This is a genomic window from Saccharomonospora xinjiangensis XJ-54, assembly GCF_000258175.1.
GTDB classification, from domain to species: Bacteria; Actinomycetota; Actinomycetes; order Mycobacteriales; family Pseudonocardiaceae; genus Saccharomonospora; species Saccharomonospora xinjiangensis.
Window position 1 is genome coordinate 510344 of record NZ_JH636049.1, and the last position, 25086, is coordinate 535429.

Below are 25086 nucleotides of genomic sequence, written 5' to 3' on the forward strand. Positions count from 1 at the left end.
TCAGTCCTCCGCTCCGGTGAGCACCACGCCGCGGTACTGGTCGCCACCCAGCAAATCCTCCGCCGCCCTCTCGCTCATGGCGGAAAGCGGACCCGCTGCCAGCGCGATCGCCACCCCCGCCAGCACGAGCACGCTCGTGGCGAACACCATCGGGCGGCTGGTGAGGCCGGTTCCCACAGTGACCTCGTCGGTGGGGTCCGCGTTGGGGAACGGCTCCCGCTCGGCACCCCAGAACGCGCCGACCCAGACCCTGGTGAGGGCGTACAGGGTGAGGAAACTCGTCAATACGGCGGCGGCGGTGGCCGTGTACACGAGCGCCGTGGCGCTCTCCGCACCCGCGCGGAAGAGCGTGATCTTGGCGATGAAGCCGGAGAACGGCGGGATGCCCGCGAGGTTGAGTGCCGGAACCGCGAACAGGACCGCGATGAACGGCGCGGTTCTGGCGACGCCGGACATCTCGCGCAGTGACACCGTGCCCGTTCGCCGGGTGAGCAGACCGCTGACCAGGAACAACGCGGCCTGCACCGTGATGTGGTGCACGACGTAGAGGATCGCGCCGGTGACCCCGACGACCGTGGCCATGCCGAGCCCGAAGAGCATGAAACCGATGTGGCTGACCAGCAGGAAGGACAGCAACCGGTTGATGTCCTCCTGTGCGATGGCCCCGAGCGCACCGACGATCATGGTGAGCATCGACACCACGAGGATCACGGTCCACCCTGTGTCGTTCTGGAACACCAGCGTGTGGGTGCGGATGAGCGCGTACACACCCACCTTCGTGAGCAGCCCGGCGAACACGGCGGTGATGGGCGCTGGCGCGGTCGGGTAGCTGTCCGGCAACCAGAAATGCAGCGGCACCAGCGCGGCCTTGATACCGAAGACCACCGTCGCGAGCAGGGCGATACTCGTCTGCACTCCCGGCGAGAGGTCGCGGAACGCCACGGAGAGGTCGGCGAGGTTGATCGTGCCCGCCGCCGCGTACACCAGCGCGATCAGCGTGATGAACAGCAGTGACGACGTGAGACTCACGATCACGTACGTCATGCCCGCCCTGACGCGGCGGGCCGTCGTGCGGCGGGTGATGAGCACGTACGACGCCGAGAGCATGATCTCGAAGGCGACGAAGAGGTTGAACAGGTCGCCGGTGATGTAGGCCAGCGAGACGCCCGCGCACAGCACCAGGTACGCGGGCTGGAACGTCGTGGACGCGATCTCCCTGCCGTAGTCGGTGACCCGCTGCCCGATGGAGAACACGAGCACGGCCAGCGTGACCACAGCCGAGACCAGGAGCAGCAGCGCCGCGAGCCGGTCGGCCACCAGCGTGATGCCGAACGGCGCGGCGTACCCGCCGAGCTGCGCCACCACTGGGCCTCGGGTGTCGGTCGTGTACACCAGCACCGAGGCGATCACGACGACGACGCTGAGGACCGTCAGGCCGATCACCCGTTGCAGGTCGGGCCTTCGCCCGAGCACGAGCGACAACGCCGCGCCGAGCAGCGGCAGCAGAACAGGAAGCGCGAGCAGCACGGTCACCGGGTTGCCTCCCTGGAGACCTCGGGAGCGTCGGGAGCGTCGGGAGCGTCCTCGGAGGCTTCCTCCGCCTCGCCCGACGTGTCGGGGCCCGCGACATCCGGCGACGCGGTCTCCTCGACGGCGCGGGCCCTGCGCACCGCGACCCTGCGGTCCTCGAGGTCGTCCTGCACCTCGTCGTGCCCCAGCAACACCCATGATCGGAACGCCAGCGCGAGCAGGAACGTGGTGAGCGCGAACGTGATGACGATCGCGGTCAGCGCCAGCGCCTGCGGAAGCGGATCGACCATCAGGTCGGGGATGGCCTCGCCGATGAAGCTCGGCATGCCGGGCGGACCGCCCGCGACCTGGAGAAACAAGTTGGCACCGTGTCCGAGGATCGTGATACCGATGATCACGCGCATCAACGACCGCTGCATGAGCAGGTAGAAACCTGCCGCGTAGAGCCCGGCGATCGCCACGGCCATCGTCAGATTGATCGTCACGGGCTCGTACCCCCCGGCTGCTGGTCGTGCAGTTCGCTCTCCAGCTCACCCAGATGGATTCCCTCGCCGAGGGTGCGCAGCAGGTTCAGCACCACCCCGACGATGAGCAGAAAGACGCCGGAGTCGAATGCCAAACTCGACGCGATCTTCAGCGAGCCCAGCAACGGGACGTCCACCGTCCACACCGCGGTGGACAGCACCGGGAGCCCGAAGAACACAGGCACGATCGCGCTCAGCAGCGCGACAATGAGCCCGAAACCGACCACCACCGGGGGCTGCACCCAGGACCGGCGCAGGCCCGTCACGGACCCGCCTGCGACGTAGCGCAGAACGAACGCCAGACCCGCCACGAGTCCGCCGCTGAAGCCGCCTCCGGCCCGGGTGTGGCCCGCGAACAACAGATAGATCGCCACGAGCAGCACCGTCGGGAAGACGATGCGCAGGCTCACCTCCAGCAGCAGCGAACGGGGCCAGCGTGTCCGCTCGCTCTCGCGCATCAGCCAGTGTTCGCGCGGCCGGTCGCAGGTGTCCCACCAGCGCTGCGCCGCCGCATCGGATCGGGAAGTGGTCACGAACTCGCCCCTTCCTGGCCGGGATCACCGCTCGGATCGTCGCGCGTCAGGCGCCCCGCCGCCCGGCTCTCCGCGACCCGGGTGCCGCCGGTGTCCCCCTCGTCCGCACCGGGCTCACCGGTGTCCTCCGGGTCGTCGGTGTCGTACCCGGGTTTCCTCGGCTCCCGGTGCGCGGCGAGAATGAGGCTCGCCGCGCCGATCGCGGCAACCGCGAGCACGGTGATCTCGCCGAGCGTGTCCAGAGCCCGGAAATCGACGATGATCGCGTTCACGACGTTGGTGGCTCCGGCCTCGGGTTCAGCACGGGCGATGTACTCCTGGCTTGTCTCGGGAAGGCCGCTGCGGGAACCCGACACCAGCACCGCCAGCGCCGCGACCACCACGCCACCGGCCGCGGCGATGGCCGCCTTGGTGAGCCGCACCCTGCGCGGCCGGGGCCGGTCCTTGCCGAACGCAGAGGGGAAGCGGCGCAACACCAGCACGAAAACCACGAGGGTCAGCGACTCGATGAGGAACTGAGTGAGCGCGAGATCCACCCCGCCCTCGACCACGAACAACGCCCCGATGCTGTAGCCCACCAGCCCGGTCACCAGGACAACGGTGAGCCGACGGCGGGCGAGTACGGCCGCCACCGCCCCCGAGAGCAGCAGCAGCACCAGCACCGGCTGCATCCACGAGTCGGCGAACCGCAGGTCCGTTGTGCCTTCGACACCGGCCAGCAGGCCGAAGGACGGCACCAGTGCCATCGCCACCACGATCACGCCGAGATAGGCGGGTAGCGAACCGACCTGCAACCGTCCGGTCAACCAGCGGGCACTCCGATCGAGAGCACCGACCGTGGCCAGATAGACCGGCTCCGCCTGCATCGCCGTGGGCAGGCGACCGGCGAACCGGCGAAGCACCCGGCTCGTGCGGTAGGCCGCGTACCCCGCGATCAGAATGATCGCCGACAGGAGCAGCGGCACACTGAACCCGTGCCACAGCGCGAGGTGGTAGCGCGCGCCCTCCGTGGGGTAGACGTCTGCGTAGCGCCCGGCGAGGACCTCCACCCACGACGGGACGAGCCCGAGCACGAGCCCCGCCACGGCAGGCACCAGCACCGGAGCCACGAACAGCGCTCCAGGGCGTTCCGGGCGCATCGGCTCGACCTCGGGGCGGGTCCCGAACGCGCCGACGAGAAAGCGCAGGCTGTACGCCGCCGTCAGGGCCGAGCCGACGACAAGGCCGACGAGAACCACCTGACCCGCGACCGGCCCGAGCGCGCCACCGTGCAGGAAGGCTTCAAGCGCCGCCTCCTTGCCGACGAAACCGAGCAGCGGCGGCACACCGGCCATCGAGGCCACGGCGAGCGCCGCCAGCCCGGCCAACAACGGCCACCGGCGTCCTAGGCCCGACAGATGCCGCACGTCGCGGGTGCCTGCCCGCTTGTCGATGATGCCGGTGACGAGAAAGAGCGTCGATTTGAACAACCCGTGCGCCAGAATCAGCGCCGCGCCCGCCAGCGCGGAGACAAAGCCACCCGAACCCACCAAAACCATCAAAAAGCCCAATTGGCTCACGGTGCCGAATGCGAGCAGCGTCTTCAGGTCGTTCTGCCGCAGGGCTCTCACCGCACCGAGAATCATGGTCCACAGCCCGAGCACCACCACGGGAATCCACCAGGCGGGCAGCCCCGAGAAACCGGGCGCGAAGCGCGCCACCAGGTAGACGCCCGCCTTGACCATGGCCGCCGCGTGCAGGTAGGCGCTGACCGGCGTCGGCGCCACCATGGCGGCGGGAAGCCAAAAGTGGAACGGGAACTGGGCCGACTTGGTGAAGGCGCCCACGAGAACGAGCACCACCGCGACGCTCACCAGCGGCCCCGCAGGTGGTGGGTCCGCCACGATCTCCGACACCCTGACCGTCCCCGAGGCGGTGGCGAGCAGGATCAGGCCCAGCAACATCGACAGCCCGCCCACGATCGTGACGAGCAACGCCTGCGTGGCAGACCGGCGCGACCTCCTCGTCGTGCCGTCTCCGCCGACGAGCAGGAACGAAGCCACGGTGGTCAGTTCCCAGAACAGATACAGGGAGAAGATGTCATCGACGAGAACAAGTCCCAGCATCGCTCCGGCGAATGCCACGAGCAACGAGGAATTACGGCCGACGTTCCGGTCTCCTGATTTCGCGTACGAAGCGTAGTAGAACAGAATCAGTGCGCCGATTCCGGAGACAAGCAATGACATGAGCACCGAAAGGGAATCGATGCGGAGTGTTATCTCCAGATCGATCGACGGCGCCCAGGCGATTGTCTGCTCCACGGCTGCGTCCGCATCGCCGAACGCGCCCTCGGAAAAGAAGAGGAGCAGCGTGGCGAGCGTCGCCGCTGACAGCAGCCCGCCGACGACGAAGGCGGCTCTGCCCCACCTGCGCGCGACGGCCGGAAGCACCGCCGCGACGGCGAAATGAGCCAGAATCGCCACCAGCATTCATTCCACCGCCGTCTCGGGTCCGTCGTCGGGCATTCGAACGGGACGGCCACCGCGTCAGCGTGCGATCAGCGATCAACCCCGCCGTTCCATCCTACGAACGACCTTTCTCCAGCGCAGCGCCGAACGATCGATACGACGGGTGATGATCTTCTCAGTTTCAACGGGACCGATTGCCGGTAAAGTCGGAGAATTGTGGCCGGTGAAGTCGGCGGACTTCACCGGCACCACCGGAGCGCCCGCGACACCTCTCCCGCGCTCGGTGCCCGCGCGCGACCACCGCCGATGCGATACCCCTCATGCGTTACCGTGAACTCGTGAACGTGGACGTAACCCCCTTGCCGGGCATCGGCGTCCGGAAGGACTTCGCGTTGAACAGCGGCCGGCGCGTCGGGGTGGTCACACACCGGGACGGGACGATCGAGCTCATCGTGTCCAAGTCCGAGGACCCCGATGCGTGCCTTGCCTCGCTGCCGCTCACCACGGAAGAGGCAGGCACCCTGGCCAACCTTCTCGGCGCGCCGCAACTGGTGGCACAACTGACCGAGGAGCATCGGGAGCTCCCCGGCATCAGCACGAGACAGCTGACGATCAAAAGCGGGTCCCCGTTCGACGGCCATACCCTCGCCGACACGGCACTGCGCACCCGCACGGGCGTCTCCGTCGTCGCCGTCATGCGTGCGGGCCAGATCAACCCCTCCCCCACGCCGGAATTCCTGTTCACCGCCGGTGATGTGCTCGTGGTCGTCGGCACCTCCGACGGGCTCGACGAGGCCGCCAAGATTCTCAAGCAAGGCTGAGGCACACTCGCGTGGATCACACCGCACTGTCCCTTCTCGAACTCGGTGCTGTGTTTTTCGTGTTGGGCGTGCTGGGCAGGCTCGCCGGCAAGATCGGTATGTCCCCGATCCCCCTGTACCTGCTGGGCGGCCTCGCCTTCGGCACAGGCGGCGTCTTCCCGCTCGGTGACATCAGCGGCTTCACGACCCTCGCCAGTGAGATCGGGGTCGTCCTCCTCCTGCTCACCCTCGGCCTCGAATACACGGCGGATGAGCTGTTCACCGGTCTGCGCCGGTCTTGGATGGCCGGGTTGCTCGACGTCGCGCTCAACGCCGCGCCCGGTGCCGGGGTCGCGCTGATCCTCGGCTGGGGACCGCTGGGAGCGCTGGCGCTCGGCGGCATCACCTATATCTCGTCGTCGGGCATCGTCGCCAAGGTCCTCGGCGACCTCGGCAGGCTGGGCAACCGGGAAACCCCGGTGGTGCTGTCGATCCTCGTGTTCGAGGACCTCGTGATGGCGGCGTATCTGCCGATCCTCACGGGCGTGCTCGCCGGGGCGAGCCTGCTCGGCGGGCTGAAGGCGGTGGGCATCTCGCTCGCGGTCGTGTCCGTGGTCATGCTCGTGGCTCTGAAGTACGGCCGGTTTGTCTCAGCTGTCGTGGATAGCCGGGACCGCGAGGTGTTCCTGCTGAAGCTCCTGGGCGCCGCACTGCTGGTGGCAGGACTGGCCTCGGCCATGCAGGTGTCGGCCGCGGTCGGCGCGTTCCTGTTGGGCATCGCGATCTCCGGTTCCACGGCGGAGAACGCCACGAAGCTGCTCGAACCGCTTCGCGATCTCTTCGCGGCCGTCTTCTTCGTCGTGTTCGGTCTCAATACCGACCCGCGCAGCATTCCGCCAGTTCTGCTGTGGGCGGTAATACTCGCCGTGGTCACCACGGCCACCAAGGTCGTCACGGGATGGTGGGCCGCGAGGCGCGCCGGGGTGGGCCGTATGGGCAGGGCGAGGGCCGGGGCCGCTCTGGTGGCCAGGGGCGAGTTCTCCATCGTCATCGCCGGACTCGCCGTATCGGCAGGCGCGGTGGACGGTGAACTCGCCGCACTCGCCGCGACGTACGTTCTGCTCATGGCGATCCTCGGCCCGATAGCGGCCAGGGTCGTGGAACCTCTCACCCGCCTGCTCACCCGCCCCCCATCTCGGCCGGCCCCCGCTGGGGCCGGCTAGTACGGCCTGGCCGGAAACGCTCCGGGATTTTCCCCGAGATCGGCTGCTTTCGCGCCTCCCGGGGCTCCGGCGTCGCTAGGGTGGGCGTCACCCGTCCCACGTCCGAGAGGCTTCCCGTGCTCACGTGGCTGTGCATCTCGCTCGGCGTCGCCTTCGGCACGTCCGTGCTGCCGGTCATGAGCGTGGAGCTGTTCGTGATCGGCCTTGTGACCAGCGAGCCGTGGTTGCCCTGGATCGGTGTGGGCGCCGCCGCCGCCCTCGGTCAGGTGGCGGGAAAGCTGCTCTACTATCTCGCCGCCCGGGGCAGCATCGAACTCCCCTCGGCTCTGCATCGCACCCGCAAACTGCGGCCGCCCTCACCGGCCAGGGAGCGCTGGCGGCGGCGCACCAAGCGGCTGCGGGGCCTGCTGGAAGCGGTGCGGGAACGCTGCCACCGGCATCCGCACTGGATGATCACGACCTACGGGATCAGTTCGGTGGCCGGTATTCCGCCCTACATGGCCACCGCGGTCCTCGCGGGCATGGTTCGCATGCGGCTGCCGGTCTTCGTCGTCGTGGGTTTCCTCGGCCGCCTCGTCCGGTTCAGCGCGCTGGCCGCCGCTCCCTCGGTCTTCGCGAGCCTGCTCCGGGTGTGACGTGGTGCGGCGTCGGCGCAGCGTCCGTCAGTCGTCGCCGCTGTCGGCGGCTTCCAGCTCCACCGCTTTGCGCATGGTGGCGCGAGCACGCCTGCGATCACCCGCCATGTCGTAGGCGTAGGCGAGGCGGTACCAGCGCCGCCAGTCGTGCGGATCGGCCTCCACCTCGGCGCGCCGCTCGGCGAACCAAGCGTCGGCCGCAGGCCGGTCTACCCGCCCTGAGGGCCTGCGAGGAAGCCCTGAGGTGTCGGGCAGTCCGTCCTCGGCCTCCAGCTTCCTCGCGAGTCGCTGGATCCGGACCCCGGAACGCCACGTCGCCACCACCATCCAGGCACCGAGCACTGGCAGCACCAACACGGCCGCGCCGAGCCCGACGGCCACCGGATCGCCGGATCGCAGCAGCTCCACGGCCCTGCCGACCAGCAACACCAGGTAGATGACGACGGCGGCGGTGACGACGAGAGCGAGATTGCGAGTTCTCACAGCGGCCGTCACAGGTCGAGAACACGGTCGAGGCCGAAGGTCAGCCCCGGCCTGGTGAGCACAGCGCGGACCCCGAGCAGCACGCCCGGCATGAACGACGTCCGGTCGAGCGAGTCGTGGCGGATCGTCAGTGTCTCGCCCTGACCGCCAAACAGGATCTCCTCGTGCGCCACGAGACCGGGCAGCCGCACCGAGTGCACCCTGACCCCGGCAACATCGGCGCCTCTCGCACCGTCCCTTTCGGACGTGGTGGCGTCCTCCCCCGGCTCCATCCCTGCCTCGGCCCTGGCCCTCGCGATCACGCGGGCGGTGTGTTCCGCCGTGCCCGACGGCGCGTCGGCCTTGCGGTTGTGGTGCAGTTCCACCACCTCCGCTGAGTCGTAGAACCGCGCGGCCTGCTGGGCGAAGCGCAGGGCGAGCACGGCGCCGAGTGCGAAGTTGGGGGCGATCAGCACGCCCAGCTCCGGCTTCTCCGCAAGCCATCCGGTGAGTGTCCCGACCCGCTCCTCGGTGAACCCGGTGGTGCCGACCACCGCGTGCAGGCCGCTTTCCACGGCGAACCGCAGGTTGTCCATCACGGCGTCGGGATGGGTGAAATCGACCACCACGTCCGCGGAGGTCAGCGCTGCGCGGTCGTCGCCGGAATCCACGGCCGCGACCAGGGTCATGTCGGCCGCGCCTTCCACGGCCCTGACGACCTCGGCGCCCATCCTGCCCCGGCTGCCCAGCACACCGACCTTGATCGGAGTCTCTTCGCCGTTGTCCGACATCCCGGTCATGCCATCACCTCGTGCAGTTCGTCGGGAAGCTCGTCGGTGTGAGCGTACGGACCGACCACAGCCGACGCCGACCGGCCACCCGGCCTCCTCAGCAATGTGCGGGCGAGGCTGGCCACATCCTGGGCGGTGACCGCGTCGATGCGGGCCACGGTGTCGTCCACGCTCTGGTACTGACCGTAGTTCAACTCGTTCTTGCCGAGCCGGAACATCCGGGAGGCGGTGTCCTCCAGGCCGAGGACCAGACCTCCTCGCAGCTGCCCCTTCGCCCTGGCAACCTCCGCCTCGGTGAGCCCGTGTTCGGCCACGTCGGCGAGGACCTCGCCGACGACGCCGGCCACCTCACCGAGCCGGTCGGGCTGGCAACCCACGTACACGTCGAGGTGTCCCGCGTCGGCGTAACCCGCCACCGACGAGTACACCTGGTACGCCAGTCCCCTTCGCTCGCGGATCTCCTGGAACAACCGCGAACTCATCCCGCCGCCGAGCGCGGCGTTCAGCACGGACAGCGTGTACCGCCGCTCGTCGTGCCTCCCCGGCACCCGCACCCCCAGCATCAGGTGTGCCTGCTCGGTGTCGTCGCTGTGCAGCGCCACCCGGGGTGAGCGGCCGAACCTGGCCCTGCCCGCTCTCGGGGGCGCAGGCGCCTCCGAGCCGGACAACCGGTCACGCAGCGCCGAGCGGACGAGGCGTACCACGTCGTCGTGCTCGACGTTGCCCGCGACCGCCAGCACCATCCGATGTGGACGGTAACGGCGGCGGTAGAAACCCCGAAGCGACGACGGTGTCATTTCCGTGACCGACTGCTCCGTGCCGAGCACCGACCGCCCGAGCGGATGCCGGGGCATGATCGTCTCCGCGAACATCTCCTGTAGCAGGTCCTCGGGGTCGTCGTCGCGCATGGCGATCTCCTCGAGCACCACCCGCCGCTCGGTGTCCACGTGGGCGTCCGCGCAGGTCGCCTGGAACACGACATCGGTGATGAGATCCATCGCCAGTTCGAGGTCCTCGTCGAGCACCTGCGCGTAGAAGCACGTGTGCTCCTTGGAGGTGAAGGCGTTCATCTCCCCGCCGACCGCGTCGATCTCCTCGGCGATCCGGGTCGCGTCGCGTCGCCGGGTGCCCTTGAACAGGAGGTGTTCCAGGTAGTGGGCCGCTCCGGCCACAGTGGGCTGCTCGTCGCGGGAACCGATCCCGACCCACAGCCCCAGCGTGGCCGAGCGCACGCCGGGCACCGACTCGGTGATCACCCGGAGCCCTCCGGGCAACACGGTGCGCCTGACGGCCGACTCCGCGTCGAGAGTGTGGGTGGAACCGACGGGTTGCAGATGTCCGGCGATCTGTGGAGCCATGACTTCGTTCGACTCACCTCACCCGAACGGCCCGTCACCACCAGCGCGGCGGCGACGGGCCGTTCGAGACTATTCGTTCGGGTGTGGACAACGGATGCGTCGAGTGGCGTTACTCGACGTCGGCGGGGCCGCCCTCGCCTGCCTGCTTGTCGGCCTTCTCGGTGCGCTCCCTGTCACTGCCACGGCTGCGGCCTCCACGGCGGGTCCGCTGGCGCGGGCGGTCGGACCGCGCGCCCCGCTCGCCCTTGTCGGCCTTCGCCGTGTCCTCGTCCGAGGTCCCGGCAGCCGAGGTCTCGGCAGCCGGGCTTTCGGCAGCCGGGGCCGCGGGCTCCGCCGCGCCACCCTGCTCGTCCTCATCCTTGACGACGATCAGGCTGATCTTGCCTCGGCTGTCGATGTCGGCGATCTCCACGCGCAGCTTGTCACCGACGTTGACGACGTCCTCGACCTTGTCGATGCGCTTGCCGCCGCCGAGCTTGGAGATGTGGACGAGACCGTCCTTGCCGGGCAGCAGCGACACGAACGCACCGAACGCCGCCGTCTTCACGACGGTGCCGAGGAATCGCTCGCCGACCTTCGGCAGCTGCGGGTTGGCGATGGCGTTGATCTTGTCGATCGCGGCCTCGGCCGAGGGGCCGTCGGCGGCACCCACGTAGATCGTGCCGTCGTCCTCGATGGAGATGTCGGCGCCGGTCTCCTCGGTGATCGAGTTGATCATCTTGCCCTTCGGGCCGATGACCTCGCCGATCTTGTCCACCGGAACCTTCACACTCGTGACGCGCGGCGCGTACGGGCTCATCTCGTCCGGCCTGTCGATGGCCTCGGCCATGACCTCCAGGATCGTGAGCCGCGCGTCGCGGGCCTGGTTGAGCGCCGCGGCGAGGACGTCCGACGGGATGCCGTCCAGCTTGGTGTCGAGCTGCAACGCCGTGATGACGTCCCTGGTGCCCGCCACCTTGAAGTCCATGTCACCGAAGGCGTCCTCAGCTCCAAGGATGTCGGTGAGCGCCACGTACTGCGTCTCGCCCTCGACCTCGTCCGACACGAGCCCCATCGCGATGCCCGCCACCGGAGCCTTCAGCGGCACACCCGCGTTGAAGAGGCTCATCGTGGACGCGCACACCGAACCCATCGAGGTGGACCCGTTGGACCCGAGGGCTTCGGAGACCTGCCGGATGGCGTAGGGGAACTCCTCGCGCTTGGGCAGCACCGGCACGAGCGCGCGCTCCGCCAGCATCCCGTGGCCGATCTCGCGGCGCTTCGGGGTGCCGACCCTGCCGGTCTCGCCCGTGGAGAAGGGCGGGAAGTTGTAGTGGTGCAGGTAGCGCTTCGTCGTCTCCGGCGACAGCGTGTCGAGCTGCTGCTCCATGCGGAGCATGTTCAGCGTGGTGACCCCGAGGATCTGGGTCTCACCGCGCTCGAACAGCGCCGAACCGTGTGCCCTCGGCACCACGGAGACCTCGGCCGAGAGCTGACGGATGTCAGTGACCCCACGGCCGTCGATCCGCACCTTATCGCGGAGGATGCGCTGCCGGATCAGCTTCTTGGTCAGCGCCCTGAACGCGGCGCCGATCTCCTTGTCGCGGCCCTCGAACGCCTCGCCCTCACCGAGACCGACACGCTCCAGCACGGCGCTCTTGACCTCGTCGATGGCGTCCTCGCGGTCCTGCTTGCCCGCGATGGTGAGCGCCTTGGCGAGGTCCTCAGTGGCGATGGCCGCGACCGCGTCGAAGGCGTCGGTCTGGTAGGCCGGGAACACCGGGAAGTCACCGACCGGCTTCGCGGCGGCGTCGGCAAGGCGCTGCTGCGCCTCGCACAGCACGCGAATGAACGGCTTCGCCGCGTCGAGGCCCTGCGCCACCGTCTGCTCCGTGGGTGCCGTGGCGCCCTCGGCGATCAGGTGCAGCGTGTTCTCGGTGCCCTCGGCCTCGACCATCATGATCGCGACGTCCTCGGGCCGGTCGCCCACGATGCGGCCTGCCACGACCATGTTGAACGTGGCCAGCTCAAGCTGCTTCCACGTCGGGAACGCCACCCACTGGTCCTCGATCAGCGCGACGCGCACGCCGCCGATCGGACCGGAGAACGGCAGCCCGCCGAGCTGGGTGGAGGCCGACGCGGCGTTGATCGCGAGCACGTCGTAGGGGTCGTCCGGGTGCAGGCTCTGCACCGTGACGACGATCTGGATCTCGTTGCGCAGCCCGTCGGCGAACGAAGGACGCAGCGGGCGGTCGATCAACCGGCAGGTGAGGATCGCGTCCGTTGACGGGCGGCCCTCCCTGCGGAAGAACGCGCCCGGAATACGCCCTGCCGCGTACATCCGCTCCTCGACGTCCACCGTGAGCGGGAAGAAGTCGAACTGTTCCTTTGGCTGCTTGGACGCGGTGGTCGCCGACAGCAGCATCGTCTCGTCGTCGAGATAGGCGACGACGGCCCCCGCGGCCTGCCTGGCGAGCCTTCCGGTCTCGAACCGGACGGTGCGGCTTCCGAACCGTCCGTTGTCGATCACGGCTTCCGTCTCGTGGACGGCTGGTGCGGCTGTACCGCTGAATTCAGTCATGTGTTGTTACTCCTCGTACGTCCGGGCTGGCGCCTCCCCGCTCGTCGGGGTACGCGCGAGGTACGAGGCCGGTCATCGATCGAAGCCGGCGGGACTGCCTGGACTGTCCCGGCGGCCACTACCGAGGACCGGCTGCGGCGTCCTCGTGCGCAACTGCGCTGGCCCACTGGTGTTGCTCTCTTGTACCGAGGGGGCGTGACCCCGGTCGGAGTCACGCCCCCTCGGAGCCTGTCATCGACGCAGGCCGAGCCGCTGAATCAGCGACCGGTACCGCGCGATATCCACGCGCATCAGGTAGTTGAGCAGCCGGCGGCGGCGGCCGACCAGCAGCAACAGGCCACGACGCGAGTGGTGGTCGTGCTTGTGCATCTTGAGGTGCTCGGTGAGACCGATGATCCGCTTCGTCAGCAGGGCCACCTGGGCCTCCGGCGATCCCGTGTCGGACTCGTGGAGCCCGTACTCCGCCAGGATCGACTTCTTCTCTTCGGTGGTCAGCGCCACGTGTGAACTCCTCGAACTTGTGCCGTGTTGTCGATTCTCGCAAGTACCGGCCGCCACGGACCGCAGCCGGACTCGACTGTCGAGACTATCAGCTCACCCTGTGCGTTCCCGTTCGCACGCGCTCACCCGGGCGCGTCGAGCGCGAACCGGGTGACCACGCTGTAGAGCGGCGCACCGCCGGGCTCGCGGGACGGCTCGCTGCGCATCAGCACCACCTCGGTCGCGGCCCATTCCGGGCTCCGGACCTCCGCGAGACTCGTGCGCCACCGCTCGATCACCGACTGGGTTCTGCGTTCTTGGGCCCACGTCCCGCGCCGGGCCAGTGCCAGCGTGAGGTGGGCGATGTAAGGGCGGTTCTCGCCATCGGGTCTCGCGGCCGCCGCCACCTCGTCGAGGCCGCGCCCCCGCACCCCCATCCACAGTACTCCGCGGAACGATCCCGCCCCCTCGATCCGCACCACCGGCGCCGCGAGCCCGGCCAGCCGCGTCCTCAACCACTCGGCCCGCTGCTCGATCAGATCCGTTCCGTAGAAGCCGAGGGTGATGTGCCACCGGGCCCTCGTGGTCCACCGCAATCCCGGCGAGCGGCGATGCCCGGCCTGCCGCAGTTCACGGTGGAGGGCGGTGACCACCCCTGGCGGCGGTATCACCGCGCTGAACAGCCGAGCCCGCTCCGCCACGGCGGTCGAGCCTACTGCGCCTTCCCCGCCCTGCGCAGGAGATCGGCGATGGCCGGGAAGTCGGCGTCGAGACGTTCGGCGGCCTCCAGCAGGCTCTCGTCCTCCGCGATCTCGCGCAGGGCGGTGAGCACGGCGGTCTCGTCGGGGCCGGTCCCCACGGGGAAATTGTCCCGGTTCACCGTGGGCCGCGACGCCTTGACGTCCTCGAGAGCGGCCCTGATGGCCTCCTTGCTGCCCGCCGCGACATCCGGTGTGAGCACCTTGCGTTCGAGCATGATGAGCCTGGCGAGAACGACCGGGTTGCCGATCTTGGCGCGCCGCCCGCTCATCACCTGGCTGAGCATGGGTGCGCTGATGCCGAGGACCTCGGCGAGGTAGGCCTGCGAGACGTCGAAGGCGACCACAAGTCTGCGCACCCGATCACCGAGTGGTTCGCCGTACCACTCGCGCTGCAACGCGATGTTCCGCTGGACGATCTTGTGGTCATCCACGGTTGCGCTCTGCTCCCCTCCACGACGGCGGCCGGGGACACCCGGCCAGTCAGCATCTTCTCAGGCGGGACAGCGGTCCGGGGCGAAACGGCGAAGGCATTCGCAATAGCACCCGCGCCACCCTGTCCCGCTGCGGCCTCACGCCCCCAGTGCCTGCCTGGTGCGCAGCACATCCTTGTCGATCTCGGCGACGAGCGCGTCCGGGGTGTCGAAGGCGATCTGGCCCCGCAGCCGCCGCACGAAGTCCAGGGCGACGTGCTGCCCGTACAGGTCGCTGTCGAAATCGAGCACGTACGCCTCCACCGTGCGTTCGCGCCCCGAGAAGGTGGGGTTGGTACCCACCGAGACGGCCGAGGGCAGCCGCTTGCCGCCCGCGCCTTGCGGAACGAACCAGCAGGCGTACACCCCGTCCGCGGGCACGGCGGCGAAGCGGGGCAGCGAGAGGTTGGCTGTCGGGTAGCCGAGGTCGCGTCCACGTCCTTCACCGCGCACGACAATGCCCTCGAGCCGGTGCGGCCTGCCGAGTGCCTCGGCCGCGGCTACCACCTCACCGGCGTCGATGCACGACCGCACGTACGTGGACGAGTAGGTGATCTCGGTGTGCTCGCCGTCCTCCGGCGACGAGTGGCCCTGCAAGCCTGCTTCGTGCGCCGTGAACCCGAACCGCCGCCCCAGCGTCTTCAGCGTCTCCACCGTGCCCGCGGCCTTGTGCCCGAACCGGAAGTTCTCGCCGACGATCACCGTGGCGGCGTGCAGCCGATCGACGAGGATCTCGTGCACGAACTCGTCGGGGCTCAGCCGCGACAGCTCCACGGTGAACGGCAGGACGGCGAAGACATCGACACCGAGTTGCTCGACCAGTTCGGCTTTGCGCGTCAGCGTCGTGAGCTGAGCGGGATGGCTGCCGGGACGCACGACCTCGGCCGGATGCGGGTCGAAGGTGAGGACCACGCTCGGCAGCCCTCGTTGCCGAGCGACCTCCACGGTGCGGGAGATCAGCGCCTGGTGCCCCTTGTGGACACCGTCGAACACTCCGATCGTCACCACGCACCGGCCCCAATCGCCGGGAAGGTCCGTCACACCACGCCATCGCTGCACGTGATGCAGCGTAACCGTGCGGGAGGGGCCACCCTGCCGGTGGGCAGGGCCGCACCGCGCCGCTCACCGCCCGCCGCACATGGGCGAGGGAAACGACTTACGCGGGGTCGAGCACGACCACCGGCCGCGCGGTGTGCCCCGCGTCCTCGGCCAGCGCGAGCACACGGCCGTCCGGCGCGAACACGCCGTAGGTTCCGGAGAGCCCGGTCGCGGGGACCCGCTGCCCGTGCCGGATCGCGGCGGCCGACGACGCGTCCACGTCCGCGCGGGGAAAGGCCGCCGCCACCGCCTCGGCAAGAGTCAGCGACAGGCCGGGTTCGCGCTCGACGTCGTCGAGGGTGCGAGCCTTCGCCAGCGTGAACGGGCCCGCGGACGTACGCCGCAACGCGGCGAGGTGACCACCGACACCCAGCGCGGCACCGAGGTCACGGGCCAGCGCGCGCACGTAGGTACCCGACGAGCAGTCCACCATCACGTCGAGTTCGAGGCTTCCGGCGTCCCTGCGGGTGGCCCGCAGATCGAAGCGGTACACGCTGACGGGCCTCGCGGGAAGGTCCACGTCCTCGCCCGCGCGCACCATGGCGTACGCCCGCTTCCCTCCGACCTTGATCGCGCTCACCGCGCTGGGTTTCTGGAGGATGTCACCGGTGAGCGCGGCGATCCCGGCCTCGATCTCGGCGTCGGAGACAGCGGCGACGGCCTGGCCGTCCGCGCGGGAGATGACCTCTCCTTCGGCGTCGTCGGTCGTGGTCGCCGCGCCGAGCGCGATCGTGGCGAGGTAGGTCTTGCGGTCGAGCGCGAGGTGGCCGAGCAGCTTGGTGGCACGCTCGATGCCGAGCACGAGCACTCCGGTGGCCATGGGATCGAGCGTTCCCGCGTGACCGACCTTGCGGGTGCGCAGGAACCGGCGAACCTTGGCGACGACGTCGTGGGACGTCATCCCCCCGGGTTTGTCGATGATCAGCAGTCCGGGAGAGGGAGCGAGGGCAGACACGCCCGCAGGGTAGCCGCCGCCCTGCCAGGAGCAGAGCGGCGGTCGCCGGTGCGGACGGCGGTCAGGCCGCCGACGGCGTGCGTTCGAGAGAGACGCCGGCCGCGTCCCAGCGGTGCCTGCGCAACCGCACGGGAACCGGCTCGCCCCGCTCCTCCGCCGCGAACACGGCCGCCCGAGCCCGCAGCCACCACACACTCATCCGCCACGCACCGACGGCGAGCACGACCGGCATCGTCAGCAGCGCGATCCGGTAGTCGCCACCCGTGACCTCCAGCAGCACGCCGACGGCCAGCGCCACCACGGTGGTGGCGACGAACCCTCCCACGTTGACGATCCCGGTGGCCGTGCCGACCCGGGAGATCGGGTTGTAGTCGCGGGCGAGCGCGAACCCGATCGTGGAGAACGGCCCGCCGAATGAGAGGACCGTGAACGCGGGCACCAGCACGGCGACCGGCACCTGACCGGGCCAGCCGAGCAGCACCGCCCACGTCACCCCGACCGTCGCGAGGTAGGTGACCGCGAGTGGCATCCGTAGCTCCGGCCTTCGCCCGACGAACCCGCCGAGCACGGGACCACCGACCATCGCGCCCACGACGAACACCGCCAGCAGCGAACTCGCCGTCGTGGCCGGATAGCCCTGCCCGTCAACGAGGAACGGCAGTCCCCACAGCAGCACCATGACGTTCTGGGAGAACGGCGCCGAGAAGTGCGTCCAGAACCCGAGCCTGGTGCCGGGAACCCGCACCGCCTCCCGCAGCTGTGCCACGACTTCCGACATCGACACCGACGGCGAGGCCGCCGTGCGGTGGGACGGTGTGTCCCGCACGCGCAGGGTGACCGCCGCGGTGAACGCCAGCGTCACCAACCCTGCCGCGAGGAAGGTGGGTGTCCAGCCTGGCCCCGCGAGCAGCAGCGTCAGTGGCAGAGTGGCGGCGAGGTTACCGAGGAAACCGAGGGTGCCCGTCAACGCGGTGACGAGCATGTACTGCCTGCCGGGGAAGTGGTTGGCGGCAAGGCGCAACACCGAGACGAACGTCAGGGCGTCACCGAGCCCGAGCACACCGCGCGCGACGAGCGCGACGGCGTAGGTCTGGGCGAGCGCGAGCAGCACCTGCCCGAGCCCCAGGAAAAGCAGAGCGCCGGTGAGGACCCTGCGGGGCCCGAACCGGTCAACCAGCACTCCGGTGGGGACCTGCATGGCCGCGTACACACCGATCTGCAAGACGGTGAACGTGGCCAGAGCGGCGGAGCCGACGCCGAATCGTTCGGCGGCGTCGAGACCCGCGACCCCGAGCGAGGTGCGGTGGAAAACGGCGAGCAGGTAGACGACGGCGGCTGTCAACCAGATCAACCACGACGTCAGCGGCGAGGCGGGCGCGGTCGTGGCAGGTCGGGACGGCAAGAAGACTCCTCACAGTGCGGGCCGGGCGGCCGTTCGGATAAGGACCGTTCGGGGCGGCGCGACAGTGGGTCCCGACAGTTGTATCGCCTCAACAACCACGATACTTACCCGTGATCTCGGTGTGATTGGCCACAGTGACCGTGCTCGCACGAGGGGCAGCCCGGCTGCGCTTCACGCCTTCACGAGCCCTTTCGGCTTCTACACCCCTTCCGTGGCCCAGCGGCCCGAACGCCACCGCACCACCACGAACACCAGGCGCAGCAGCATGAACACCGTCAGTCCCGTCCAGATCCCGAGGAGTCCCCAGCCGAGGGCCAGTGACACCCAGATCAGCGGCAGGTACCCGAGCATGGCGCTGCCCAGCGTCGCCGTGCGCAGGAACGCGGCGTCACCCGCGCCGAGGAGAACACCGTCCAGCGCGAACACCACCCCAGCCACGGGTTGCAGCGCCACGAAGAACCACCAGGCCTGCGGGATGGTGGCGAGCACCCCGGCGTCGGTGGTGAACACGTGCGGCAGCACCGGGTACGCCGCCGCGAACACCACCCCCAGCACGCAGCCGAATACCAGCCCGTAGGTGACGATCTGCGCGGCGATCCCCCGCGCCCGCCGCGCATCGCGCGCACCGAGCGCCGCACCCACGAGCGACTGCGCCGCGATGGCGACGGAGTCGAGCACAAGCGACAGGAACGTCCAGAGCTGCCACACCACCTGGTGCGCGCCGACGGCCTCGGTGGACGTGCGCGCGGCCACCGCCGTGGCGGACACGAAACACGCCTGGAACGCCAGGCTCCGCAGCACGAGGTCGCGGCCCAGCCGCAGCTGGCCGCGCATCACCACGAGGTCGGGCCTGGCGAGGCTGCCCTCCCGCGCCAGCGCCAGCAGGAACAGGGTCGCCGACACGGTCTGCGCGACGACGTTGGCGACGGCGGAGCCCTCAAGACCCCAGCCGACGGGGTACACGAGCACCGGACACAAAACGGCCGACAGCGCGTTGCCCGCCAGGACGTAGCGCAGCGGGCGCATCGTGTCCTGCACGCCGCGCATCCAGCCGTTGCCCGCCATCGTGACGAGGATCAGCGGAGCGCCGAACAGGGCGATGCGCAGCCACGACACCGTCCGCTCGGCGACGGCGGTGTCCCCCGACATCGCCATCGCGACGGGTTCGGCCAGCACCTGCCCCACGACGAGCACCACGACGCCGACCGCGAGCGCGAGCCACGTCGCCTGCACACCCTCGCCGACGGCCTCGGCGCGCCGTCCCGCGCCGTACAGCCGGGCGGTGCGCGACGTCGTGCCGTAGGACAGGAAGGTCAGCTGCGTGGACAGCAGTGACAGCAGGGTTCCGCCGAGCGCGAGACCGGCGAGTGGCAGCGCGCCGAGATGACCGACCACGGCGGTGTCCACGAGCACGTAGAGCGGTTCCGCCGCCAGCACCCCGAGCGCGGGCACGGCGAGCCGCCACACCTGCCTGGCGGGAACGCGGTGCCGGATCGTGTCAGTCATCGAGGGCAGCGTAATCGGCCTCCGGCAGGTCTCGGCTAGGCTCTCTGGCCGATGCCCGAGCACGCGATCCTCATCCTTCCCTCAGCCAACCGCGTCTACACCGACACCGCGCCCGCCCTGGTCCAGGCCGAACTGTCCGCGTTCGCCCCGGTTCTGTCCACCCCGGTGACCGCCACCGGCATTCGCGCGATGGGCGGTGTCGATTACGTCACGATGGACACGTCGGCGCCGCTGTCCGGCACCGATCTGGCGCTGCTGTCCAACATCTCGTCCGCGTACGCGCTCTTCGAGGTCACGGGCGAGCTGCTGCGGCCACTGCCGATGACCCCGGCCGCACGCTTCGACTCCGACCTGCTGACCATCCAGAAATACCCGGGCAAGACCAACGAGCAGTTCACGCAGTTCGTGCTCAACCTCACCGTGCTGGCATCACGCTGGGCGAAGGAGGCGTTCAGCACGCCGCTGCACGTGCTCGACCCGCTGTGCGGCAGGGGGACAACGCTGAACCAGGCCATGATGTACGGCTACGACGCCACCGGCGTCGAGGTCTCGGCGAAGGACTTCGAGGCGTACGAGCGGTTCATCAAGACGTGGCTGCGCGGCAAGCGGCTCAAGCACACCGCGCAGTCGGGTGTGCTGCGGCGCCATCGGACGCGGCTCGGTCAGCGGCTGGAGATCGAGTACGCGGCGACCAAGGAGGAGTACCGGGCGGGCGAGGTGCGCGACCTCGTCTACTACAACACCGACACGTTGCGCACCGACGAGCTGGTGCGACCCGAGTCGGCGCACCTGATCGTCACCGACGCGCCGTACGGTGTCCAGCACGGCAGCCGGGGTGAGGACGAGTCACTGGCCCGCAGCCCGCGCGACCTGCTCGCGGCGGCGATCCCCGGTTGGACGAGGGTGCTGCGTCCCGGCGGGGCGATGGGGATCTCCTACAACACCCACGTGCTGCGCCGCTCCGATCTCGTGGACGTGGTCGAACGCGCGGGGCTCACCGTCGTCACCGGACCCGGCTACGACGATCTCGCACACCGCGTCGATCAGGCGATCGTGCGGGACGTGCTCGTCGCGAGGAAGTAGCCTGGGCCGCCCGCGCGGCACGGGTTCGACGTCACCGGCCCGGCATGGCAGTACGGCGTGGCCAGCATCGGTCTGGTGCCGCGGGGCTCGCCCTGGCGTTCCTCTACCGCGGGAACACGCTTCGAGGCTGTTGACCCGTGCGTTGCGCGATCGGTGCGAGCCCGGCCGAGGACCGTGGCGGGGCCGGGTGCGCCGGAGTCCGCGCCGCCCTCGGCGGGCTCCCGTTCGAGGGCGGCGCGGACGTGCCTGTCGCACACGAGGCGTGCCCGCTGCTGTCGAGCACCAAGTGCGCGGGCCGCCGGACAACACGCCCTAGTCCTCGTTGTCGTCCTTCGCCCGGTACGGGTCGGCCTCACCCGCGGGCTTGGCACCCGTGGCCAGACGAGCCACCTCCGCGTCGGCCTCCCTCGCCTTCGCCAGCAGCTCGTCGATGGTGCGAGCGTCCTGTGGCAAGCGATCCGGCACGAACGTCAGCGTCGGCGTGTACCGCACGCCGGTGCCCTGCCCGACCTTCGTCCGCAGCACACCGCGTGCCGACTCCAGCGCGGCAGCGGCACCGGGGAAGTCGGGTTCCGAATCGAGGCTGTCGCCGAGCACCGTGTAGTACACCGTCGCGTCTCGGAGGTCTCCCGTGACCCTGGCGTCGGTGATGGTCACGTTACCCAGCCGAGGGTCCTTGATCTCGTGTTCCAGTGCGGACGCCACGATCTGCGCGATCCGCTTCGCCAATCGTCGTGCGCGAGCCTGGTCAGCCATGGCGCACCCCCTTCTTGTCCGCTCCCACGGTGTCAGTCGTCGGGACCGAGCAGCCGCCGGTGTGCCGACAGCAACTCGATCTCCGGGCGTGCCGCCACGAACCGTTCGCACTCGTCAAGCACGTCCCGCACGTGAGAGGCGTCGGCGGCCACGACGGCCACCCCCAACAACGAGCGCCGGTGCAGGTCGAGATGGCCTGCCTCGGCCACCGCGACCTCGTACCGGCGCCGCAGCTCGGCCACGATCGGCCGCACGGCGGAGCGCTTCTGCTTCAGCGACCGGACGTCGCCGAGCAGCACGTCCAGTTCCAGTGTGCCGACGAACAACGACGTCGCTCCCTGTTCATGATCGTGGCAGGGCGGGCGGATGGATCGCCGCCCGCCCTGCCACGGTTCGTGTCATTCGCGAGGCTTCTCGCGCAGCTCGTACGTCTCGACGACGTCGCCGAGCTTGATGTCACCGAACTTGCCGAGCGTGAGACCGCACTCGAACCCCTCACGGACCTCCACCACGTCGTCCTTGAACCGGCGCAGCGAGTTGATCGGAAGGTTCTCAGCGACCACCACGTTGTCCCGCAGCAAGCGCGCCTTCGCGTTGCGGCGAATCTCGCCCGAGGTGACGAGGCAACCGGCGATCGTGCCGAACTTCGAGGACTTGAACACGTCGCGGACCTCGGCCTTGCCGAGCTCCACCTCCTCGTAGATCGGCTTGAGCATGCCCTTCAGAGCCTGCTCGATCTCCTCGATCGCCTGGTAGATCACCGTGTAGTACCGGACATCGACGCCCTCGCGGGTGGCCCGCTCGGTCGCCTTGCCCTGTGCCCGCACGTTGTACCCGATCACGATCGCGTCCGACGCCGTAGCGAGGTCGATGTCGCTCTCGGTGACACCACCCACGCCGCGGTGGACGACGTTCAGCTCCACCTCGTCACCGACGTCGATCTGGAGCAGCGACGCCTCCAGCGCTTCGACGGTACCCGAGTTGTCGCCCTTGATGATCAGGTTGAGGGTGTTGGTCTCCTTCAACGCGGAGTCCAGGTCCTCCAGGCTGACGCGCTTGCGCCGGGCCGCGTTCTCCGCGTTGCGGATGCGTGCCTGCCTGCGCTCGGCGATCTGCCGGGCCACCCTGTCCTCCTCGACGACGAGGAAGGTGTCACCGGCGCGGGGAACCGACGTGAAACCGATGACCTGCACCGGCCTCGACGGCGTCGCCTCGTTGACGTCGCGGTTGTGCTCATCGACCATGCGCCGCACCCGCCCGTAGGCGTCGCCTGCCACGACCGAGTCACCCACCCGCAACGTTCCGCGCTGCACCAGCACCGTCGCCACGGGACCCCGGCCACGGTCGAGGTGTGCCTCGATGGCCACACCCTGGGCCTCCATCTCCGGGTTGGCCCGGAGGTCCAGCGCCGCGTCGGCGGTCAGCACGATCGCTTCGAGCAGGCCGTCGATGTTGGTGCCCTGCTTCGCCGAGATATCGACGAACATCGTGTCGCCGCCGTACTCCTCGGCGACGAGGTTGTACTCGGTGAGCTGCTGACGCACCTTCGCCGGGTTGGCACCCTCGACGTCGATCTTGTTGACGGCGACCACGATCGGAGCCTTCGCGGCCTGCGCGTGGTTGATGGCCTCCACCGTCTGCGGCATGACACCGTCGTCGGCCGCGACCACGATCACGGCGATGTCGGTGGCCTGCGCACCACGGGCACGCATGGCGGTGAACGCCTCGTGACCCGGGGTGTCGATGAAGGTGATCACGCGCCGGTCGCCGTCCACGTCGGTCTCGACCTGGTAGGCGCCGATGTGCTGGGTGATGCCACCCGCCTCGCCCTCGGCGACCTTCGCCTGCCGGATCGTGTCCAGCAGCCGGGTCTTACCGTGGTCAACGTGACCCATGACGGTCACCACAGGCGGCCTCGCCTGGAGTTCCTCCTCACCACCGGCGTCCTCGCCGTAGGTGATGTCGAAGGTCTCCAGCAGCTCGCGGTCCTCCTCCTCGGGGCTGACCACCTGGACGTTGTAGTTCATCTCCGAGCCGAGCAGTTCCAGCACGTCCTCGGAGACGGACTGCGTGGCGGTGACCATCTCACCGAGATGGAACAGCACCTGCACCAGCGAGGCCGGGTTCGCGTCGATCTTCTCCGCGAAGTCGGTCAGCGAGGCGCCCCTCGGTAGCCGGATGGTCTCGCCGTTGCCCTTCGGCAGACGCACGCCGCCGACCGACGGCGCCTGCATGTTCTCCATGTACTCCTGGCGCTTCTGCCGCTTCGACTTGCGGCCCTTGCGCGAGGGACCACCGGGGCGACCGAAGGCACCGGCCGTGCCGCCACGGCCGCCGGGGCCGCCACGACCGCCACGGAAACCGCCACCGCCACCGGCACCGGCACCACCGGGAGCCGGGCGGAAACCGCCACCGGCACCGCCGCCGCCGCCACCGCCACCGGGCCGGAAACCGCCACCGCCGCCGCCACGCGGGCCGCCGCCACCACGGCCACCACCGGGACCGCCACGACCGCCGGGGCCGCCGCTACGACCACCGGGACCACCGGCGGGCCGCGCGGGACGCGACGGCATCATGCCGGGGTTCGGACGCGGCGGCATGTTGCCGGGGCTCGGACGGTTGCCGCCGGGGGCACCACCGCGGGGACCGGGCCGCTCGCCACCGGGGCGCGGACCGCGATCTGATTGCTGGCCGCCACCGGGGCGGGGCGGCGCGGGACGCGGCGCGGGCGCGCCCGAGCCGACGCCGAACGGGTTGTTGCCGACCCGAGGGGGCCGGGGACCCGGCTTCGGGCCCGGCTTGGGCCCCTGCGGCTTCGGCGGGACGACCGAACTCTGCTGTTCCTTGGGCTTCGCGGCCGGAGCAGCCTTCGCGGCCGGAGCCTGCTCACTCGGCTTGGGCCCCGGCTTCGGAGCCGGTCGCGGCCCTGGCTTGGGCCCGGGGCCCTGCTGCGGCACCGGCCTGGCCTGGCCAGGCTGCTGCTGCCGCTGCGGCGGCGCGGGCTTGGGCGCGGGAACACCGCGCCCTGACGGCGCCGGCTTCGGGCCGGAGGCCCTGTCCCTTCCGGACGACTTCTCGGGCTTGCCGCTCGAGAAAGCGTCACGCAACCGGCGGGCGACGGGCGCCTCGACCGTGGATGACGCTGACTTGACGAACTCGCCCTGCTCCTTCAGCTTGGCGAGTACTTCCTTGCTCGTGACACCGAGCTCTTTCGCGAGCTCATGTACGCGGGCTTTGCCTGCCACTGCTCTCCTCAACTGGTGAGGTCTGGCGGCTCAACCCGCAGACCTCGTCCTATCGTCGCGCGTTCATGGCTTCAGCTTCACGGCTGACTCATGACGGGTCGACCTGCTTCCTTGTCCGTTCCGGGCGTGGCAACTCCACGCCCGCCTTGCTCTCGGCGAGCCGCTCCACATAATGCCGCACGCCTGCCGTGTCGAGCATCCCCCTTACCCGAAGGGCCCTGGGGAACGCCCGGCGCCGCTCGGCCTTGGCCAGGCAGTCCGGGTGCGGGTGCAACCAGGCCCCTCGGCCCGGCAGGCGCCGACGCTCATCGACGACCAACCGGCCGTCCGATGCGACAACGCGGGACAACTCGCCGGCCGACGCCCTTTGCCGACACCCGACGCACAGACGGACCGGGGAGGTTCCGTCCGCACGTCGCGTCGAATTCGGCTGTGGGTATCGCACCACAACCCAGTTTAGACCTTGG

Annotated in this window: 23 protein-coding genes; 4 read left to right on the forward strand and 19 right to left on the reverse strand. The window is 69.7% G+C overall.

Annotated elements, in window-relative coordinates; translation table 11 throughout:
* The 4 genes from SACXIDRAFT_RS01860 to mbhE are packed head-to-tail and all read right to left on the reverse strand — an operon-like array spanning position 1 to position 5055.
* The gene (locus SACXIDRAFT_RS01860; protein ID WP_006236753.1) at positions 1–1533 is read right to left on the reverse strand and encodes a Na+/H+ antiporter subunit D; all 1533 of its coding nucleotides are present in this window, start codon (positions 1531–1533) and stop codon (positions 1–3) included.
* Positions 1530–2015 carry a Na(+)/H(+) antiporter subunit C gene (locus tag SACXIDRAFT_RS01865; RefSeq protein ID WP_006236754.1) on the reverse strand — a complete coding sequence of 162 codons (486 nt, stop codon included), beginning with the start codon at positions 2013–2015 and terminating at the stop codon, positions 1530–1532. Before SACXIDRAFT_RS01865 ends, SACXIDRAFT_RS01860 begins: the two co-directional genes overlap by 4 nt.
* Complete coding sequence (locus tag SACXIDRAFT_RS01870) at positions 2012–2587, reverse strand: MnhB domain-containing protein (protein WP_006236755.1); 576 nt, start codon at positions 2585–2587, stop codon at positions 2012–2014. The genes SACXIDRAFT_RS01865 and SACXIDRAFT_RS01870 overlap by 4 nt, the downstream gene beginning before the upstream one ends.
* Complete coding sequence (mbhE, locus tag SACXIDRAFT_RS01875) at positions 2584–5055, reverse strand: hydrogen gas-evolving membrane-bound hydrogenase subunit E (RefSeq protein WP_006236756.1); 2472 nt, start codon at positions 5053–5055, stop codon at positions 2584–2586. The genes SACXIDRAFT_RS01870 and mbhE overlap by 4 nt, the downstream gene beginning before the upstream one ends.
* Before the next feature lie 317 nt (positions 5056–5372).
* Between mbhE and SACXIDRAFT_RS01880 the strand changes: the two genes are divergently transcribed.
* From SACXIDRAFT_RS01880 to SACXIDRAFT_RS01890, 3 genes are all read left to right on the forward strand, one after another.
* Entirely contained in the window at positions 5373–5855 is a 483-nt protein-coding gene (locus SACXIDRAFT_RS01880; RefSeq protein ID WP_198284294.1) for a cation:proton antiporter regulatory subunit, read from the forward strand.
* A gap of 11 nt (positions 5856–5866) precedes the next feature.
* Positions 5867–7057: a cation:proton antiporter gene (locus SACXIDRAFT_RS01885; RefSeq protein WP_006236759.1), complete on the forward strand. Its 1191-nt coding sequence runs from the start codon at positions 5867–5869 to the stop codon at positions 7055–7057.
* 116 nt (positions 7058–7173) lie between these two features.
* Complete coding sequence (locus tag SACXIDRAFT_RS01890; protein WP_006236760.1) at positions 7174–7692, forward strand: hypothetical protein; 519 nt, start codon at positions 7174–7176, stop codon at positions 7690–7692.
* A gap of 27 nt (positions 7693–7719) precedes the next feature.
* Here the strand turns inward: SACXIDRAFT_RS01890 and SACXIDRAFT_RS01895 are convergent, their stop codons facing one another.
* The 11 genes from SACXIDRAFT_RS01895 to SACXIDRAFT_RS01945 form a co-directional block, all read right to left on the reverse strand.
* A complete protein-coding gene (locus SACXIDRAFT_RS01895) occupies positions 7720–8175 on the reverse strand; it encodes a membrane protein (protein WP_040922395.1) in 456 nt (151 codons plus the stop codon).
* A gap of 8 nt (positions 8176–8183) precedes the next feature.
* The gene (gene dapB / locus SACXIDRAFT_RS01900) at positions 8184–8954 is read right to left on the reverse strand and encodes a 4-hydroxy-tetrahydrodipicolinate reductase (RefSeq protein WP_006236762.1); all 771 of its coding nucleotides are present in this window, start codon (positions 8952–8954) and stop codon (positions 8184–8186) included.
* Complete coding sequence (locus SACXIDRAFT_RS01905; RefSeq protein WP_006236763.1) at positions 8951–10303, reverse strand: M16 family metallopeptidase; 1353 nt, start codon at positions 10301–10303, stop codon at positions 8951–8953. The genes dapB and SACXIDRAFT_RS01905 overlap by 4 nt, the downstream gene beginning before the upstream one ends.
* Before the next feature lie 109 nt (positions 10304–10412).
* A complete protein-coding gene (locus tag SACXIDRAFT_RS01910; RefSeq protein ID WP_006236764.1) occupies positions 10413–12863 on the reverse strand; it encodes a polyribonucleotide nucleotidyltransferase in 2451 nt (816 codons plus the stop codon).
* A 231-nt stretch (positions 12864–13094) separates the two neighbouring features.
* Positions 13095–13364, reverse strand: coding sequence for a 30S ribosomal protein S15 (rpsO, locus tag SACXIDRAFT_RS01915; protein WP_006236765.1), 270 nt, complete (start codon positions 13362–13364; stop codon positions 13095–13097).
* A gap of 122 nt (positions 13365–13486) precedes the next feature.
* Entirely contained in the window at positions 13487–14044 is a 558-nt protein-coding gene (locus tag SACXIDRAFT_RS01920; RefSeq protein WP_006236766.1) for a 2'-5' RNA ligase family protein, read from the reverse strand.
* An 11-nt stretch (positions 14045–14055) separates the two neighbouring features.
* Positions 14056–14535, reverse strand: a complete 480-nt coding sequence (locus SACXIDRAFT_RS01925; protein WP_006236768.1) for a helix-turn-helix domain-containing protein — start codon at positions 14533–14535, stop codon at positions 14056–14058.
* Between the two features lie 138 nt (positions 14536–14673).
* Positions 14674–15633, reverse strand: coding sequence for a bifunctional riboflavin kinase/FAD synthetase (locus SACXIDRAFT_RS01930; RefSeq protein ID WP_050986894.1), 960 nt, complete (start codon positions 15631–15633; stop codon positions 14674–14676).
* Positions 15634–15730: 97 nt separating this feature from the next.
* Positions 15731–16627, reverse strand: coding sequence for a tRNA pseudouridine(55) synthase TruB (gene truB, locus SACXIDRAFT_RS01935; RefSeq protein WP_006236770.1), 897 nt, complete (start codon positions 16625–16627; stop codon positions 15731–15733).
* Positions 16628–16688: 61 nt separating this feature from the next.
* Complete coding sequence (locus tag SACXIDRAFT_RS01940; protein ID WP_006236771.1) at positions 16689–18029, reverse strand: MFS transporter; 1341 nt, start codon at positions 18027–18029, stop codon at positions 16689–16691.
* A 198-nt stretch (positions 18030–18227) separates the two neighbouring features.
* Positions 18228–19535 carry an MATE family efflux transporter gene (locus tag SACXIDRAFT_RS01945; RefSeq protein ID WP_006236772.1) on the reverse strand — a complete coding sequence of 436 codons (1308 nt, stop codon included), beginning with the start codon at positions 19533–19535 and terminating at the stop codon, positions 18228–18230.
* Positions 19536–19586: 51 nt separating this feature from the next.
* On the opposite strand from SACXIDRAFT_RS01945, the gene SACXIDRAFT_RS01950 reads away from it, so the two are divergent.
* On the forward strand, positions 19587–20618 hold the full coding sequence (locus SACXIDRAFT_RS01950; RefSeq protein ID WP_006236773.1) for a TRM11 family SAM-dependent methyltransferase: 1032 nt from the start codon (positions 19587–19589) through the stop codon (positions 20616–20618).
* Between the two features lie 312 nt (positions 20619–20930).
* Here SACXIDRAFT_RS01950 and rbfA read toward each other — a convergent pair whose 3' ends face one another.
* The 4 genes from rbfA to SACXIDRAFT_RS01970 form a co-directional block, all read right to left on the reverse strand.
* Positions 20931–21374, reverse strand: a complete 444-nt coding sequence (gene rbfA / locus SACXIDRAFT_RS01955; RefSeq protein ID WP_006236774.1) for a 30S ribosome-binding factor RbfA — start codon at positions 21372–21374, stop codon at positions 20931–20933.
* A gap of 32 nt (positions 21375–21406) precedes the next feature.
* Positions 21407–21700, reverse strand: a complete 294-nt coding sequence (locus SACXIDRAFT_RS01960) for a DUF503 domain-containing protein (protein WP_006236775.1) — start codon at positions 21698–21700, stop codon at positions 21407–21409.
* 72 nt (positions 21701–21772) lie between these two features.
* Positions 21773–24619 carry a translation initiation factor IF-2 gene (gene infB, locus SACXIDRAFT_RS01965; protein WP_006236777.1) on the reverse strand — a complete coding sequence of 949 codons (2847 nt, stop codon included), beginning with the start codon at positions 24617–24619 and terminating at the stop codon, positions 21773–21775.
* 88 nt (positions 24620–24707) lie between these two features.
* Positions 24708–25067, reverse strand: a complete 360-nt coding sequence (locus SACXIDRAFT_RS01970; RefSeq protein ID WP_040922005.1) for a YlxR family protein — start codon at positions 25065–25067, stop codon at positions 24708–24710.
* Positions 25068–25086 lie beyond the last annotated feature (19 nt).

What these genes read in the sequence shown, in the direction of transcription:
- SACXIDRAFT_RS01950 (WP_006236773.1), top strand. Translation starts at nt 19,587, where the DNA reads ATGCCCGAGCACGCGATCCTCATCCTTCCCTCAGCCAACCGCGTCTAC.
- rbfA (WP_006236774.1), bottom strand. Translation starts at nt 21,374, where the DNA reads ATGGCTGACCAGGCTCGCGCACGACGATTGGCGAAGCGGATCGCGCAG.
- SACXIDRAFT_RS01945 (WP_006236772.1), bottom strand. Translation starts at nt 19,535, where the DNA reads ATGACTGACACGATCCGGCACCGCGTTCCCGCCAGGCAGGTGTGGCGG.
- SACXIDRAFT_RS01905 (WP_006236763.1), bottom strand. Translation starts at nt 10,303, where the DNA reads ATGGCTCCACAGATCGCCGGACATCTGCAACCCGTCGGTTCCACCCAC.
- SACXIDRAFT_RS01910 (WP_006236764.1), bottom strand. Translation starts at nt 12,863, where the DNA reads ATGACTGAATTCAGCGGTACAGCCGCACCAGCCGTCCACGAGACGGAA.
- dapB (WP_006236762.1), bottom strand. Translation starts at nt 8,954, where the DNA reads ATGACCGGGATGTCGGACAACGGCGAAGAGACTCCGATCAAGGTCGGT.
- mbhE (WP_006236756.1), bottom strand. Translation starts at nt 5,055, where the DNA reads ATGCTGGTGGCGATTCTGGCTCATTTCGCCGTCGCGGCGGTGCTTCCG.